The 14275-nt window shown below is 67.7% G+C and carries 14 protein-coding genes and 1 pseudogene; 8 read left to right on the plus strand and 7 right to left on the minus strand.

Features of this window, described 5'->3' with window-relative positions; translation table 11 throughout:
- From ACREB7_RS18235 to ACREB7_RS18250, 4 genes and pseudogenes are all read left to right on the plus strand, one after another.
- Positions 1–390 (plus strand): annotated as a pseudogene (locus tag ACREB7_RS18235) (uroporphyrinogen-III synthase); the annotation flags it as partial.
- A gap of 19 nt (positions 391–409) precedes the next feature.
- Positions 410–1333 (plus strand): mitofilin family membrane protein, encoded by a 924-nt coding sequence (locus ACREB7_RS18240; RefSeq protein WP_431593696.1) that lies wholly within the window; start codon positions 410–412, stop codon positions 1331–1333.
- A 48-nt stretch (positions 1334–1381) separates the two neighbouring features.
- Positions 1382–2584: an acyl-CoA dehydrogenase gene (locus ACREB7_RS18245; RefSeq protein ID WP_431593697.1), complete on the plus strand. Its 1203-nt coding sequence runs from the start codon at positions 1382–1384 to the stop codon at positions 2582–2584.
- Positions 2577–3713: a CaiB/BaiF CoA transferase family protein gene (locus ACREB7_RS18250; protein ID WP_431593698.1), complete on the plus strand. Its 1137-nt coding sequence runs from the start codon at positions 2577–2579 to the stop codon at positions 3711–3713. Before ACREB7_RS18245 ends, ACREB7_RS18250 begins: the two co-directional genes overlap by 8 nt.
- Before the next feature lie 228 nt (positions 3714–3941).
- Here ACREB7_RS18250 and ACREB7_RS18255 read toward each other — a convergent pair whose 3' ends face one another.
- The gene (locus ACREB7_RS18255; RefSeq protein WP_431593699.1) at positions 3942–6302 is read right to left on the minus strand and encodes a TonB-dependent receptor; all 2361 of its coding nucleotides are present in this window, start codon (positions 6300–6302) and stop codon (positions 3942–3944) included.
- Between the two features lie 236 nt (positions 6303–6538).
- Here ACREB7_RS18255 and ACREB7_RS18260 point away from each other — a divergent pair, with 236 nt between their 5' ends.
- Positions 6539–7180: a TetR/AcrR family transcriptional regulator gene (locus ACREB7_RS18260; protein WP_431593700.1), complete on the plus strand. Its 642-nt coding sequence runs from the start codon at positions 6539–6541 to the stop codon at positions 7178–7180.
- Between the two features lie 7 nt (positions 7181–7187).
- On the opposite strand, the gene metW is transcribed toward ACREB7_RS18260, so the two are convergent.
- Both metW and metX read right to left on the minus strand, forming a co-directional pair.
- Positions 7188–7775, minus strand: a complete 588-nt coding sequence (gene metW, locus ACREB7_RS18265; RefSeq protein WP_431593701.1) for a methionine biosynthesis protein MetW — start codon at positions 7773–7775, stop codon at positions 7188–7190.
- Positions 7775–8896, minus strand: coding sequence for a homoserine O-acetyltransferase MetX (gene metX / locus ACREB7_RS18270; RefSeq protein WP_431593702.1), 1122 nt, complete (start codon positions 8894–8896; stop codon positions 7775–7777). Before metX ends, metW begins: the two co-directional genes overlap by 1 nt.
- Positions 8897–8975: 79 nt before the next feature.
- On the opposite strand from metX, the gene hisC reads away from it, so the two are divergent.
- Both hisC and ACREB7_RS18280 read left to right on the plus strand, forming a co-directional pair.
- Complete coding sequence (hisC, locus tag ACREB7_RS18275; protein WP_431593703.1) at positions 8976–10091, plus strand: histidinol-phosphate transaminase; 1116 nt, start codon at positions 8976–8978, stop codon at positions 10089–10091.
- Positions 10091–10993 carry a prephenate/arogenate dehydrogenase family protein gene (locus tag ACREB7_RS18280; RefSeq protein WP_431593704.1) on the plus strand — a complete coding sequence of 301 codons (903 nt, stop codon included), beginning with the start codon at positions 10091–10093 and terminating at the stop codon, positions 10991–10993. The genes hisC and ACREB7_RS18280 overlap by 1 nt, the downstream gene beginning before the upstream one ends.
- Before the next feature lie 33 nt (positions 10994–11026).
- Here ACREB7_RS18280 and ACREB7_RS18285 read toward each other — a convergent pair whose 3' ends face one another.
- From ACREB7_RS18285 to ftsE, 4 genes are read right to left on the minus strand one after another with little or no spacing between them, the layout of a single operon-like run.
- Positions 11027–11764 (minus strand): lysophospholipid acyltransferase family protein, encoded by a 738-nt coding sequence (locus tag ACREB7_RS18285; protein ID WP_431593705.1) that lies wholly within the window; start codon positions 11762–11764, stop codon positions 11027–11029.
- On the minus strand, positions 11764–12294 hold the full coding sequence (locus tag ACREB7_RS18290) for a YdcF family protein (RefSeq protein WP_431593706.1): 531 nt from the start codon (positions 12292–12294) through the stop codon (positions 11764–11766). Before ACREB7_RS18290 ends, ACREB7_RS18285 begins: the two co-directional genes overlap by 1 nt.
- Positions 12291–13196, minus strand: a complete 906-nt coding sequence (locus tag ACREB7_RS18295) for a cell division protein FtsX (protein WP_431593707.1) — start codon at positions 13194–13196, stop codon at positions 12291–12293. Before ACREB7_RS18295 ends, ACREB7_RS18290 begins: the two co-directional genes overlap by 4 nt.
- A 4-nt stretch (positions 13197–13200) precedes the next feature.
- Positions 13201–13932, minus strand: a complete 732-nt coding sequence (ftsE, locus tag ACREB7_RS18300) for a cell division ATP-binding protein FtsE (protein ID WP_431593708.1) — start codon at positions 13930–13932, stop codon at positions 13201–13203.
- Positions 13933–14102: 170 nt separating this feature from the next.
- On the opposite strand from ftsE, the gene ACREB7_RS18305 reads away from it, so the two are divergent.
- Positions 14103–14275: zinc-ribbon domain-containing protein (locus tag ACREB7_RS18305; RefSeq protein WP_431593709.1), on the plus strand; the 173-nt coding region annotated here is incomplete at its 3' end.

Below are 14275 nucleotides of genomic sequence, written 5' to 3' on the forward strand. Positions count from 1 at the left end.
GGCGACGCGCAACAGCTGATCGACGCCATGACGTCGTCGGAAAAGCCGGGAATCCTGTGGCTGTGCGGGCGCGACCGTTCGGCTCCCGATGTCAGGGGCGCGCGGCTGGATGCGCTGCCCTGCTATGCCGTGGATCCGATCGAGCCGGCCGCGATCTGGCATGGGTTGATCGCCGCGCCGGCGGTGATCCTCGCCCATTCGGCCCGTAGCGCGGCGCGGATTGACGAGCTGGTCGCGGCCGATCGTCGCCATCTGGCGCTGCTCGCGATCAGTCCGGCGGTCGCCGCTGCGGCGGGGAGCGGCTGGGCCAGTGTTACCGTTACGGGGCGCCCCGACGACGCGGCGATGGTGACAGCGGCGCATGATTTGTGCCAAAAGGCGCAAAAATAAGGTCGTTTGAAAGAGACATATGGCAATCGAAAGCAGCGAGACCCCCGTCCGGCTGGGCGCGGAGCCGTCGGGCAAAGGGCCATCTTTCCGTAGCTTGGCCATCGCCGCGCTGCTGTTGTTGCTGATCGGAATCGCGGGTGGCGGCTGGGCGATGAACCGCTGGCTGGCGGACGACGGCGCGGCGCCGAAGGCGAAGGTGGTCGAAACCGCCACGCCCGGCGGCACGCTTGCGGTCGTGGGCGCGGGCGAAGCGCCGGCACCGACCGGCGCGCGTGAGTTGCCGCTTGGTGGAGCGTCAGCCGACGGCGCCGATGCGCTGCCGGCGCGGGTCGCCGAACTCGAACAACGGCTGTCGCGGATCACGCTCGAGGCCGCGTCGGCGTCGGGCAATGCCTCGCGCGCCGAGGGGCTGCTCGTCGCCTTCGCGGTGCGCCGCGCGCTCGATCGCGGACTGTCGCTCGGTTATCTCGACGCGCAGTTGCGGCTGCGCTTCGGCGACGACCAGCCCAATGCGGTCAAGACGATCATCGAAACCTCGCGCGACCCGGTCACGCTCGAACAATTGCGCGCCGGACTCGACACGATCGCCCCCGAACTCGTCGGGCGCAACGGCGACGATGCGAGCCTGTGGACCGGACTGCGCCGCGAACTCGGCGAGCTGTTCGTCGTGCGCGCCGCCGGGACGCAATCGCCGCGCGCCACCGAGCGCCTCGACCGCGCGCGCCGTTACCTCGCCGGCGGCATGGCCGACAAGGCGATCGCCGAGGTCGAGGCGATGCCCGGCGCGGGTGCGGGCGCGGCGAACGAATGGCTGATCGACGCGCGCCGTTACCATGAGGCGCGGCGCGCGCTTGACCTGATCGAGACCGCGGCGATATTGGAGCCGCGCGGCGGCCCTGTCACCGCAGTGGCCGGAAAGACGCCGGCCGCGACCACCCCGTAGCGCGCGTTCCGGTCCCGGGGCGCTCGCGAACAGAGAAAGCCCCGTTCCATGGCCCTCGCCGATCCGCAGCGCGTCGTCGCGCTCGACCCGCTCGATCCCCTGATGCTCGACGCCCAGCTGAGCGAGGAAGAGCGCATGGTGCGCGATACCGCGCGCAGCTATGCCGAGGCCGAGCTGTTGCCGCGCGTCACCTCGGCGTTTCTCGACGAACGCTTCGACCGCGAGATCATGTCCGAAATGGGCGCGCTCGGCCTGCTCGGCGCGACGATCGACCCCGAATATGGCGGCGCCGGCCTCAGCTATGTCAGCTACGGGCTGATCGCGCGCGAGGTCGAGCGGATCGATTCGGGCTACCGGTCGGCCTGCTCGGTGCAGAGCAGCCTCGTGATCCACCCGATCAACGCCTATGGCAGCGAGGAGCAGAAGCGCAAATATCTGCCCGGGCTGACCTCGGGCGAACTCGTCGGTTGCTTCGGGTTGACCGAACCGGATGCGGGCAGCGACCCCGGCGGCATGCGTACCCGCGCCGAAAAGATCGCGGGCGGCTACCGCCTCAAGGGCGCGAAGATGTGGATCACCAATTCGCCGATCGCCGACGTCTTCGTCGTCTGGGCGAAGTCCGACGCGCACGACGGTGCGATTCGCGGCTTCGTGCTCGAAAAGGGCATGAAGGGCCTGTCGGCGCCGAAGATCGAGGGCAAGGTGAGCCTGCGCGCCTCGGTCACCGGCGAGATCGTGATGGATAGCGTCGAGGTCGGCGAGGATGCGCTGCTGCCGCATGTGTCGGGCCTCAAAGGCCCGTTCGGCTGCCTCAACCGCGCGCGCTACGGCATCGGTTGGGGCGCGATGGGTGCGGCCGAATTCTGTTACGAGGCGGCGCGCAATTACACGGGCGAACGCAAGCAGTTCGGCCGCCCGCTCGCGGCGAACCAGATCGTGCAATTGAAGCTCGCCAACATGCTCACCGAAATCGCGCTTGGCCTGCAGACCGCGCTGCGCGTCGGGCGGCTGATCGACGAGGGGCATGTCGCCCCCGACATGATCAGCCTCTTGAAGCGCAACAATTGCGGCAAGGCGCTCGATATCGCGCGCGTGGCGCGCGACATGCATGGCGGCAACGGCATTTCGGCCGATTATCATGTCATCCGCCATGCGGTGAACCTCGAGACGGTGAACACCTATGAGGGCACGCACGACGTCCATGCGCTGATTTTGGGGCGCGCGATCACCGGCATTTCGGCTTTTGCCTGAGCCTCAGGGTGTAAGACCGCTGCAGGGCATCCGCGTCGTCGAACTGGCGCGGGTGCTCGCGGGGCCGTGGTGCGGGCAATTGCTCGCCGACCTCGGCGCCGAGGTGGTCAAGGTCGAGCGGCCGGGCGGCGGCGACGACACGCGCGAATGGGGACCGCCCTTCGTTACCGGCGCCGACGGGGCGAATCTTGGGGCGGCCTATTATCACAGCACCAACCGCGGCAAGCGGAGCGTGTCGATCGATATCGCCAGCGCCGAGGGGCAGGCCGTAGTGCGCGCGCTGCTCGCCGATGCCGATGTCGTGATCGAGAATTACAAGGTCGGCGGGCTCGTCAAATATGGCCTCGATCCGGCGCGGCTGCGCGCCGATTTTCCGCAGCTCGTCATCTGCTCGATCACCGGCTTCGGGCAGACCGGGCCTTATGCGCACCGCGCGGGCTATGACTATATCGTCCAGGCGATGAGCGGTTTCATGTCGCTGACCGGCGATCCCGATGGGCCGCCGCAAAAGGCCGGGATCGCCTATGCCGATATCTTCACCGGCATGTATTCAGCGGTGGCGATCCTCGCGGCGCTGCGACGCCGTGACGTCAGCGGTGCGGGCGCGCATATCGACATGGCCTTGCTCGATTCGCAGGTCGCGGTGCTCGCCAACCAGGCGGCCAATTATCTGGCGAGCGGCGTGGCGCCGAAACGCATGGGCAACGCCCATGTCAATGTCGTGCCCTATCAGGTCTTTGCGACCGCTGACGGCCAGCTGGTGATCGCGGTCGGCAACGATGGCCAATATCGCAAGCTCTGTGCGATCCTGGGCGAGCCGCAATGGGCCGATGATCCGCGTTTCGTGAACAATGCCGCACGGCTCGCGAACCGCGCCGAATTGATTCCGTTGCTCGCGGCCAAGATCGCCGCATGGGAGGCTCAGCCGCTGTCGCTGGCGCTCGAAGCGCAGGATGTGCCGGCCGGGCCGATCAACGACCTCGCCGCGGTCTTCGCCGACCCGCAGGTGATCGCGCGCGGAATGCGGTTTCGCCCCGAGGGCGCGTCGATCGACGGGGTGGCGAGCCCGATCGTCATCGACGGCGAACGCATGGTCGCGCCGGGCGGGGCGCCAGCGCTGGGGAGCTGATTTCGGGCGGGAACGCGCCGTTCCGTTTTCCGTCACCCCGGGCTTGACCCGGGGCCTGCCTTGTCTTTGATCCGACGGCGACAGAAGGAAGGCGGGTCCCGGGTCAAGCCCGGGATGACGATGAAAGAGGCGTCCGCCTCTCACCCCGAAGCCGACAGGCGCGGTCACAAAAAAAGGGGCGCCGCAATGGACGCCCCTTTCCCCCTTTTTTCAGGATGATGGCTGCGGTCAGAATTTGACCGTGCCGGTGACGAACACCTGGCGCGGGTTGCCGTAGAAGGCGGTCAGCGTGCCTTCGGTGCCGAGCGCCGAGGTCGGCAGGCCGTTGGCGCCGAGGACCGGCACGCCGGTGACCGGGTTGATGTTGATGAAGGTATAGCCCGACGTCTTGTAATGCTTGTTCGTCAGGTTCTTGCCGAACACGCCGAGGCTCCAGCGGCCTTCGGGCGCGGTGTAGACCAGGCTGGCGTCCCACAAAGCGAAGCCGTTCTGGTCGATATAGGGATTGGGGATTTCGAACTGATTGGTCTTGCTGCGGTACGACAAAGTCGTGCCGAAGCTGAGGTCGCCATCGCCGATCGGGGTCGCATAGGCGAGGGTGCCGCTGGCGGTCCATTTCGGGGTGTTCTGCACCCGGCGGAACTGCGAAACGTCGGTTGGTTCGGGCCGACCGGTCGCCGGATTGACGATGTTGGCGATAAATTCCTTATATTGCGCATCGATGTAGCCGAGCGCGGTCGACAGCGTCAGCCTGTCGCCCGATGCCGCCATATCCTCGGCGAGCCGCGCGCGGCCCTCGAACTCGAGGCCTTTGAAGGTCGCCTTGCCGGCGTTCGACACGACGCCGCAGAAGCTGGGCAGGCCGCCGACGCGGCAAGCGACCGAGCCGGGGATCTGGACGTCGGTATAATCGGCGTAGAAGCCGGCGATCGCGACGTTCAGGCGGCCGTCGAACAGGCTGCCCTTATACCCGAGTTCATAGCTTTCGACCTGTTCGGGCCGGAAGCTGAGGAAGGCCGAGATTTCGGCATCGGTCGGCTTGCCCGGGATGGCGGCGGGCGCATTGACGCCGACGCCGCGCGGGTCGAAGCCGCCGCCCTTGAAGCCCTGCGAATAGCTCGCGTAAATCGTGTGGTCGGGGGTCGGCTTGAAGGTCAGCGACGCACGCGGGGTGAATTTGTTGAACTTGCGGCTGCCTTCGAAATCGGTGCCGGGGGCGCCGAAGGGCACACCCGCGCCGCCGAACACCGGCGAACCGCCGCCAAGATAATTCTGGCGCAGGATCGATGCTTCGCGCTTGTCCCAGGTGTAGCGGCCGCCGACCGACAGGCTGAGCTGGTCGGTGAAATCATAGGTCGCATCGCCGAACACCGCGAGCGTCGTGGTGTCGACATCGGCCTCGGTGAAGGCGGTCAGCCCGGCAAAGGTGTTGAAGATGCGGACGTCGAACAGGGTGTCGGCGGTTGCGTCGAGGTAATAGAAGCCGAGCAGGCCCTTCAGCTTGTCGCCTTCATAGAGCAGCTGGAATTCCTGGCTGACCTGTTCGTTGAAATAGAAGCCGGGGACGTCGACGTCGACCGCAGGCAGCGCGTCGAAATCGATCGGGGTCGCCGACTTGTCCTTGCGCCAGGCGCTGATCGAGCGCAGCGTCACCGAGTCGCTGAGGTTAGCGGTGACGTTCATCGCGAGGCCGTACGCCTCAATCTCCTGCTTTGGATCGACGAGGCCGCCGCGGCTGTCATAGACGCTGTCGAGGACCGGGGCCTTGGTCGCGAGGCTGGGGATCAGGCGGTGGCCGCCGCGCGGATCGCTCTTGTCCTTGCTGTAATCGCCCGAGATGCGGATCAATACCGGTTCGCCATAACCGCCGAGTTCGACGGTGCCGCGACCGGCCCAGACATCCTTGTTGTAATTTTCGAGGCCGGTGGTGAGATTGTCGCCAAAGCCGCCGCGCGACAGCCGCGCGACCGAACCGCCGACGCGGAGCAGGTCGCCGATCGGGGCGCTGGCGGAGACGACCAGATCGGCCTGGTCATAGGTGCCGTAGGTGCCCTTGATCTTGAGCGAGAAGTCCTGCGGCAGCTGCTTCGTCACATATTTGACCGCGCCGCCGATGGTGTTGCGGCCATAGAGCGTGCCCTGCGGCCCGCGCAGGATTTCGATGCGTTCGACGTCATAGATGTCGAGCACGGCGGCCTGCGGGCGGTTGAGATAGACGTCGTCGAGATAGAGGCCGACGCCCTGTTCGAAACCCGACACCGGATCCTGCTGGCCGACGCCGCGGATGAAGGCGGTCAGCGTCGAGTTCGAGCCGCGCGACACTTCGAGCGTGGTGTTCGGGGTGGTCTGGCCGATTTCGGTGATGTCGATCGCGCCGGCCTTTTCGAGCGCTTCGCCCGAATAGGCGGTGACCGCGATCGGCACGTCGATCAGCCGTTCGTCGCGGCGGCGCGCGGTAACGACGATCTCGTCGCCATCGTCGGTGCTCGCTCCGTCCTCCTGCGCGAAGGCGGCGGGGGTGAAGGCGAGCAGCGACAGTGCGCTCGTGGCAAGGCAGGCGGCGCGCAGGGCGCGGGCGGTGTGGCGCATGATGTCTCTCCCTGTCGGGGCGGCCAGATCGCCACCCCATCGATTTTCTGGGTCTCTATTTTCTTGGGGCCCGGTCTTGCCAAGCCGCGCCTCGCCCAATAATGAAACATGAACCAAGTTTCAACTTGGAAAATTTATCGGCTGTCTTTTGGCGGCGGGTGATGCGAAAAAGCCACGCTGGCCGTGTCGTTCGAGCGACGGGACGGACGGCACGGGGGAGGACGGGAAGGCAGATGATGGACCAGCCGCGAGTTTCCGCGCCCGGCAAGGGGGGCGAGGCGGGCAATCCCGACAAGGTGCCGCGGACCGAACGCGGGCGGCGAACGCTGCGCAAGCTGCTCGATGCGGCGGCGGTCGAGTTCGGCGAGCGTGGGTTCCACGATGCGTCGATCAGCGGCATCACGCGCCGCGCCGGGACCGCGCTCGGCAGTTTTTACACCTATTTCGATTCGAAGGACGAAATCTTCCAGGCGCTCGTCCGCTATATGAGCGAGCAATTGCGCGACCATGTGACCCCGCTGGTCCAGGCCGCGCCCGACGGCATCGCCGCCGAACGCATCGGGCTTGAATCCTTCCTCGGCTTCGTGCGCGAGCATAAGGAAATCTACCGGATCATCGACGAGGCCGAATTCGTCGATTACGCCAGCTATCGCCGCCATTATGAAACCACCGTGGCGCGCGTCCGCCAGCGTCTGGAAGCGGGGGCCGCGCGCGGCGAGATTCGCGGCGATGTCGGCGAAGTCCACGCCTGGGCGATCGGCGGGATGAACGTGTTTCTCGGCATGCGTTATGGTCTGTGGGACGAAGGCGCCGATATCGAGGAGATCGCGCGGGTCGCCAATGACCTGCTGGCGAACGGGCTGGCGCCGAAGGGTTGAGCGGGGCTTAGGCCCGCGTGATCAGAAAAATCGCATGTTCGGCGCGCCAACTGGCGGCGGCGTCGCTCGCCGGCTTGTCGCCGCTGAGATACCACGCCGCCGCGACGCCAATCCCTTTCGCCCCGATCAGGTCGCGAAAATCGCTGACCGTGACATGGTGGATGTTCGGCGTCTCGTACCAGGCGACCGGCAGCAGCCGCGTCACCGGCATCCGTCCGCCCCAGAGCAATGCGAGCCGCACCCGCCAATGCGCGAAATTGGGGAAGCTGACGAAGGCGCGCGGCGCGATGCGCAACAGCTCGTCGATCACGCGATCGGGGCGCTCGGTGGTCTGCAGCGTCTGCGAGAGGATCGCGTAATCGAACGCGTCATCGGGATAGTCGGCGAGGTCGCGGTTGGCGTCGCCCTGCACCACCGACTGGCCGCGCGCGATCGCCGCGGTGACGTTCGCGGGGTCGATCTCAAGCCCGCGTGCATCGACGCCCTTGGCGCGCAAGGCCTCCATCAGCTCGCCGTCGCCGCAGCCGACATCGAGCACCCGCGCCGATGACGGCACGGCGTCGGCGATGATCGCGAGGTCGGGGCGCAGCGCCATCAGAAACCGCTCCCCAGCGCGCCCGCGACAAGGCGGTCGAGCGCGGGCACGTCGAGCAGGAAGCTGTCATGCCCATAGGGCGCCGACAGCTCGACGAAGCTCGCCGCGGCGCCGACGCTCTGCAGCGCCTGGACGATGCGGCGCGATTCGGCGGTGGGGTAGAGCCAGTCGGTGTCGAAGCTGACGAGCGTGAAGCGCACGTCCTTCGCTTTCGCAAAGGCGCCCGCGAGGCGGCCGTCGTGCGGGTCGGCGAGGTCGAAATAGTCCATCGCGCGGGTGATGTAGAGATAGGCGTTGGCGTCGAAGCGGTCGGTGAAGGCGAGCCCCTGGTGCCGGAGATAGGATTCGATCTGGAAATCGGCGTCGAAGCCGAAGCTTTTGATGTCGCGCGCCTGCAGCCGGCGGCCGAATTTCTCGGTCAGCCCGGCTTCGGAGAGATAGGTGATGTGCGCCGCCATGCGCGCGACCGCGAGGCCCTTGGTGGGCATGCAGAACTTGTCGTAATAATTGCCGTCCTGCCAGTCGGGGTCGGCCATGATCGCCTGGCGCCCGACCTCGTGGAAGGCGATATTCTGCGCCGAATGGCGCGCCGCGCTGGCGATCACCAGCGCGCGTTCGAGCCGTTCGGGATAGGCTGCCGCCCAGGCGAGCGTCTGCATGCCGCCCATCGAGCCGCCGACGACCGCGTGGAGCCGGTCGATGCCGAGATGGTCGAGCAGCATCGCCTGCGCGCGCACCATGTCGCCGATGGTGATGACGGGAAAGGCCATGCCGAGCGGCGCGCCGGTCACCGGATCGGGGGTCGCGGGGCCGCTCGACCCCATGCAACTGCCGAGCACATTGGCGCAGATGACGTGAAAGCGGTCGGTGTCGATCGGCTTGCCGGGGCCGACCATGCGCGCCCACCAGCCGGGCTTGCCCGTCGCGGGATGGTCGCTCGCGACATATTGGTCGCCGGTCAGCGCGTGGCAGAGCAGGACCGCGTTCGACTTGTCGGGGTTCAGCGCGCCATAGCTTTGCCAGGCGATCGTGACCCCGTCGAGCGACTGGCCGCTGTCGAGCGGCAGCGGGGTGGGGATCGTCACGCTCTGGTGCGATATCTGGTGGAGCGCGCTCGCCATTATGCGCGCGGAGCTAAGCGGGTGCGCGGGGGCTGTCAACGTGCTGGACTCGCGGCGCTCACGCGCTAAACGCCGCCGCATGACCGACACCACCCCGACCCTCACCCCCAAGCCGTGGATCAGCGGCATCGCCCCCTATGTGCCTGGCAAGTCGGCCGGCGCCGACGGTCGCCCGCTGATCAAGCTGAGCGCGAACGAAAACCCGCTCGGCACCGGGGACAAGGCACGCGCGGCGTTCGCTGCGGCACAGGGTGCGGCGGACGCGCTGTCGCGCTATCCCGATCCGGGGGCGACCGAGCTGCGCGAGACGATCGCGGCGAAGTTCGGGCTCGATCCGGCGCGCATCATTTGCGGCAACGGGTCAGACGAATTGCTCCACCTCGCGGCGGGAACCTATGCCGGCTTCGGCGACGAGATTCTCTATGTGCGCTATGGCTTCGCGGTCTACGAGATCGCGGCGCGGCGCGTCGGGGCGGTACCGGTCGAGGCCGACGACAAGGATTATGCGACCGACGTCGATGCGTTGCTCGCGGCGGTGACCGACAAGACGCGCGTCGTCTATCTCGCCAATCCGAACAATCCGACGGGCACGCTGGCGACGCGCGAGGAGGTCCAGCGGCTCTATGCCGGGCTGCCGAAGGATGTGCTGTTCGTGATCGACCAGGCCTATTCGGAATATCTGTCGGTCGACGAGGACGATGGCGGGCTGGAGCTGGCGAAGACCGCGCCCAACGTCTTCGTCACGCGCACCTTTTCGAAGATCCATGGCCTCGCCGCCGAGCGCATCGGCTGGGGCTATGCGAGCGCGGAGGTGATTGCGGCGCTGCACCGCATCCGGCTGCCGTTCAACGTCACGCGTGCGGGGCAGGCGGCCGCCGTCGCGGCATTGGGCGACGAGGACTTTGTCGCAAACAGCCGCGACCATAACGCCGAATGGCGCGCCTGGCTGACGGGCGAGATCGAAAGCCTCGGCAATCATGGCCTGCGTGTCGTGCCGTCGGCGTGCAATTTCCTGCTCGTCCTGTTCGAGGGCGATGTCAGCGCCGAGACGGTCTACAACCGGCTGATGGAAGCGGGCTATATCGTGCGCTGGCTGCCGGGACAGGGGCTGCCCAATGCGCTGCGCATGACGATCGGCACCGAAGACGAGACGCGCGGGCTGGCGGCGGCGATCCGCGCCGCGGTCGAAGGCTGATGGGAATCGAAAAGGTCGCGATCGTCGGGCTCGGCCTGATCGGCTCGTCGCTCGCGCGGGCGATCGCCGAGCACCTGCCCGATGTCGTCGTGACCGGCCACGACGCCAGCGCCGAGGTGCGCGGCGAAGCGCGCGCGCTGGGGCTGTGCGATGCGATCGTCGACGATGCGGCCGAGGCGGTCGCCAATGCCGATCTGGTGATCCTGGCGGTGCCGGTCGGGCGGATGGCCGATGCCGCCGCCGCCATCGCGCCGGGGCTGAAGCCCGACGCGATCATTTCGGACGTCGGTTCGTCGAAGACGAGCGTCGCCGAGGCGCTGGCGAAGGCGTTGCCGCACCATGTCGTCATTCCGGCGCACCCCGTCGCGGGGACCGAGAACAGCGGGCCGGCGGCGGGCTTTGCCAGCCTGTTCGAGGGGCGCTGGTGCATCGTCACGCCCGGCGCGAGCGCGTCCGCCGGCGCTGTTGCGGCGCTAACGGGCTTTTGGGAGGCGCTGGGCGCCAAGGTCGACGTCATGGACGCCGCGCACCATGATATGGTGCTCGCGGTGACGAGCCACTTACCGCACCTGATCGCCTATACGATCGTCGGCACCGCGAGCGAACTCGAAGAGGTCACCGAGAGCGAGGTGATCAAATATTCGGCGGGCGGCTTCCGCGACTTCACGCGCATCGCGGCGAGCGATCCGGTGATGTGGCGCGACGTCTTCCTCGCGAACAAGGATGCGGTGCTCGCGACCTTGCAGCGCTTCAACGAGGATCTGACCGTCTTGCAACAGGCGATCCGCCGCGGCGACGGCGCGAAGCTCGAGGACTGGTTCACGCGCACGCGCGCGATCCGGCGGTCGATCATCGAGCAGGGCCAGGACGATGCCGCGCCCGATTTCGGGCGGCGGCATTAAGGCACGTCGCCCCCGCCTGCGCGGGGGCGACGACTATTTTTGCGGGGCTTTGTAGCCCGCCAGCAACGCGTCCGGCGGGTTCAGCGCATTGATCGCGCGCCAGACCCGTTCCTCCGCCTCCTCGCGCGGCAGGCCGGCGGGGATGGTTTCGCCGACCTTGTAGGTGATCGTGCCCGGCCATTTGACCCAGCGCCGCGGCGGATAGGCGAGGCCGCTGTCCACCGCGACCGGGATCACCGGCACCCCGAGCATCCGGTAGACGCCGGCAAAGCCCGCGCGCAGCGGCGGCGCATCGCCATGCGGCACGCGGGTGCCCTCGGCGAACAGCACGAGCGGGCGGTCGGCGGCCAGCGCGGCCTTGGCGGCGGCGAGCATCGCACGCATCGCCTTGCTGCCGCCGTCGCGGTCGACCGGAACGAGGCCGTAAAAGCGCGCAGCCTGACCCCAGACCGGGATGTTGAACAATTGTTCCTTGGCGAAGACTGCGGGGTGTTTGAACAATCCCGGCTGCTCGATCGTCTCGAACGCGCCCTCATGCTTGAAGACGTAAAGGACGGGCATGTCGGGCATGTCGCCGTCGACGATGATCCTGTGCCCGAGCACGAAACGGCAAAAGAGGCGGTGCCCCTTCGCCCAGACGCGCACGAACCAGATCGTCGCCTTGTGCGAGATCGGCAGCGAGATGACCGCGCCGATCGAACTGAAGCTGCTGATCAGGAAGAAGAGCAGCCAGAACAGGATCGAGCGGATGAGGGCGATGGTATAGCGCATCAGAGCCCGAGCAGCCCGCCCGCTAGGCCGGCCAGATATTTATGATATTCGCGAAACAGGGTCGCGAAGCTCGGCTGGCTGCGCACCGCGTCGGGGATGATCGTCACCTTGTCGCCGACCGCGCGGCCGATTTCATATTCGGCGCGGCGCATATGCCAGTCGGTGGTGATCAGGCGGACGCTCTTGTAGTTGCGCCGCGCAACCCAGGTCGCGACCTCGGTCGCGTTTGAGCGCGTATCCTCGGCCTCGAACCCCAGCGCGATGCAGCAATCGAACAATTGCTGCGGCCGTTTATATTCGGCGGCGAGCTCGCGCGGTTTCACTTCGCGCGCGACGCCGCTGATCAGCAGGCGCTTGGCGTCGCCCGCCTCGAGGCGTTCGAGCGCGCGGTCGATGCGCCCCGGACCGCCGGTCAGCACGACGATCGCATCGGTCTTCTGGTTCGCGGCGGGCAGCGGCGGCAGCAGCGCGAACCACGCGAAACCGAGCACCCAGGCCAGGAACAGGAGGGAAATGAGGCGCTTGATCATAAAATCTTCTTGAGCGCGGAGAGCAGGGTGAGCCGCGCGGTCAGGGCTGCGAGCGCGATAGCCAATAGCGGCAGCGCCAGCAAGAGCGCCCAGCCCGTCGGCCCGAGCGACGCCGTCGCGGCGAGTCCCGATGTGACCCCCGACCATTGCCAGCCGATCAGCAGCATGATCGCCGCCGCGACGACGCTGCCCAGCGCGATGCCATAAGCGGTGTCGATGGCGATGCGGCGCTGGAACAGCCGGGTGATCTGGCGGTCGGTGGCGCCGATCAGGTGGAGCATCTCGATCGTCGCATAATGGGTGCCGAGCGCGGCGCGCGCGGTCATAATCACCACCGCGCCGCTGGCGAGCGTCATCAAGAGGACGAGACCGGCGGCGACCCAGGCGAGGCTGCGGATCAGCCGGGCGACCGGGCCGAGCCATTCGGCGTGCGGAATGACGCGCGCACCCGGCGCCGCCTGCGCCACGAGCGCGCGCAATTGTGCCAGCTGGCCGGCGCGCTCGCCGCCGACGAAGTCGATGTCGACGAGGGCGGGCAGGGGCAGCGAGCGCAGCACCGGATCGTCGCCGCCCGCGCTGCCGAGCCATTGGCCGAGCGTCGCGAGCAGTTCGTCCTGCCCGACCTGGCGGGCATCGCGCACAAACGGCGCGGCGCTGGCGCGGCGGCGCAGCTCGGCGGCCTGCTCGGCGCGGGTCACCGGATTGGCGGTGACGATCTGCACCGTGACGCGGCCGGCAATCGCGTCGCCGATATTGTTCGCGGCGCGGGCGAGGCCAACCCCGGCGCCGGCGGCGAGCAACGTCAGCATCATCAGGATCGCGATCACCCACGGCGTCGGGCCCGACAGGCGGCGATCGGGGAGCAGGCGGCGGTGCTGGACGGGAACGCGCGGGATGATCAAGGCGTCACACCCGGTTCGCAGGCGGATAGCGCAAGGCGCCGGTGGGGTCGGCGAGCCGGCCTTTCTCGAGCCGCATCATCTGCGCATTGTCGATGCGGCTGATCAGGTGAATGTCGTGGGTCGCGACGACGACGGTGGTGCCGAGCCGGTTGAGCGCCTCGAACAACCCCAACAGCCGCATCGCCATTTCGGGATCGACGTTACCCGTCGGCTCGTCGGCGACGAGCAGTTGCGGGCGCGCAATCACCGCGCGGGCGATCGCGACGCGTTGCTGCTCGCCGCCCGACAGCGTCGGGGGAAAGGCGTGGGCGCGCTCGTTGAGGCCGATCCAGCTCAGCATCTCGCCGACCGGGCCCGACAGATCCTCCTCGCTGACCCCCGCGATGCGCAGGGGCAGCGCGATATTGTCGCGCGCGCTCAAATGCGGGATCAGGCGAAAGTCCTGGAACACCACGCCGATGCGGCGGCGAAAGCCGGGCAGGCGGTGGCGTGGCATGTTGACCAGATCCTCGCCGAACAGCCGCACGAGTCCGCGGCTCGGCCGCTGCGCCAGATAGAGCATCTTGAGCAGCGACGTCTTGCCCGCACCCGACGGGCCGGTGAGGAAATAGAAGCTGCCGGGTTGCAGGTTGAAGCTGATATCGGCGAGGATTTCGGCATCGGGGCCGTAGCGCAGTCCGACGCGGTCGAACTCGACCATCGCGCCGCCGGGACGCGGGCTGGCGCCGTCCGTCATGGCGTCACCGCACGTCGGCGCGCGCCCCGGAAAGTTCGTGGCAAAGGTGCAGCGTCGGCGCCCATGCGCCCGCCTGTCGCACGCCTTCTCCACAAGGACAAGCGGCGAGTGGGTGGCGACGCGCGACGCAGCGCTTGCCACGCGCGAATCGCCGTGTTTAGAGGGGGACCATGATCCTTGCCTGCCCCGCCTGTCACACCCGTTACGTCGTTCCCGATACGGCGATCGGCGCCAACGGGCGCACCGTGCGCTGCGCCAATTGCCGCCACAGCTGGTTCCAGGAGCCCGCAGCGCCGAGCGAGATGCTGCTGACCGACGCCGCGCCGGCCGCACCCGCCGCACC

The sequence above is a fragment of the Sphingopyxis sp. genome (assembly GCF_050725615.1).
Taxonomy (GTDB): Bacteria; Pseudomonadota; Alphaproteobacteria; order Sphingomonadales; family Sphingomonadaceae; genus Sphingopyxis.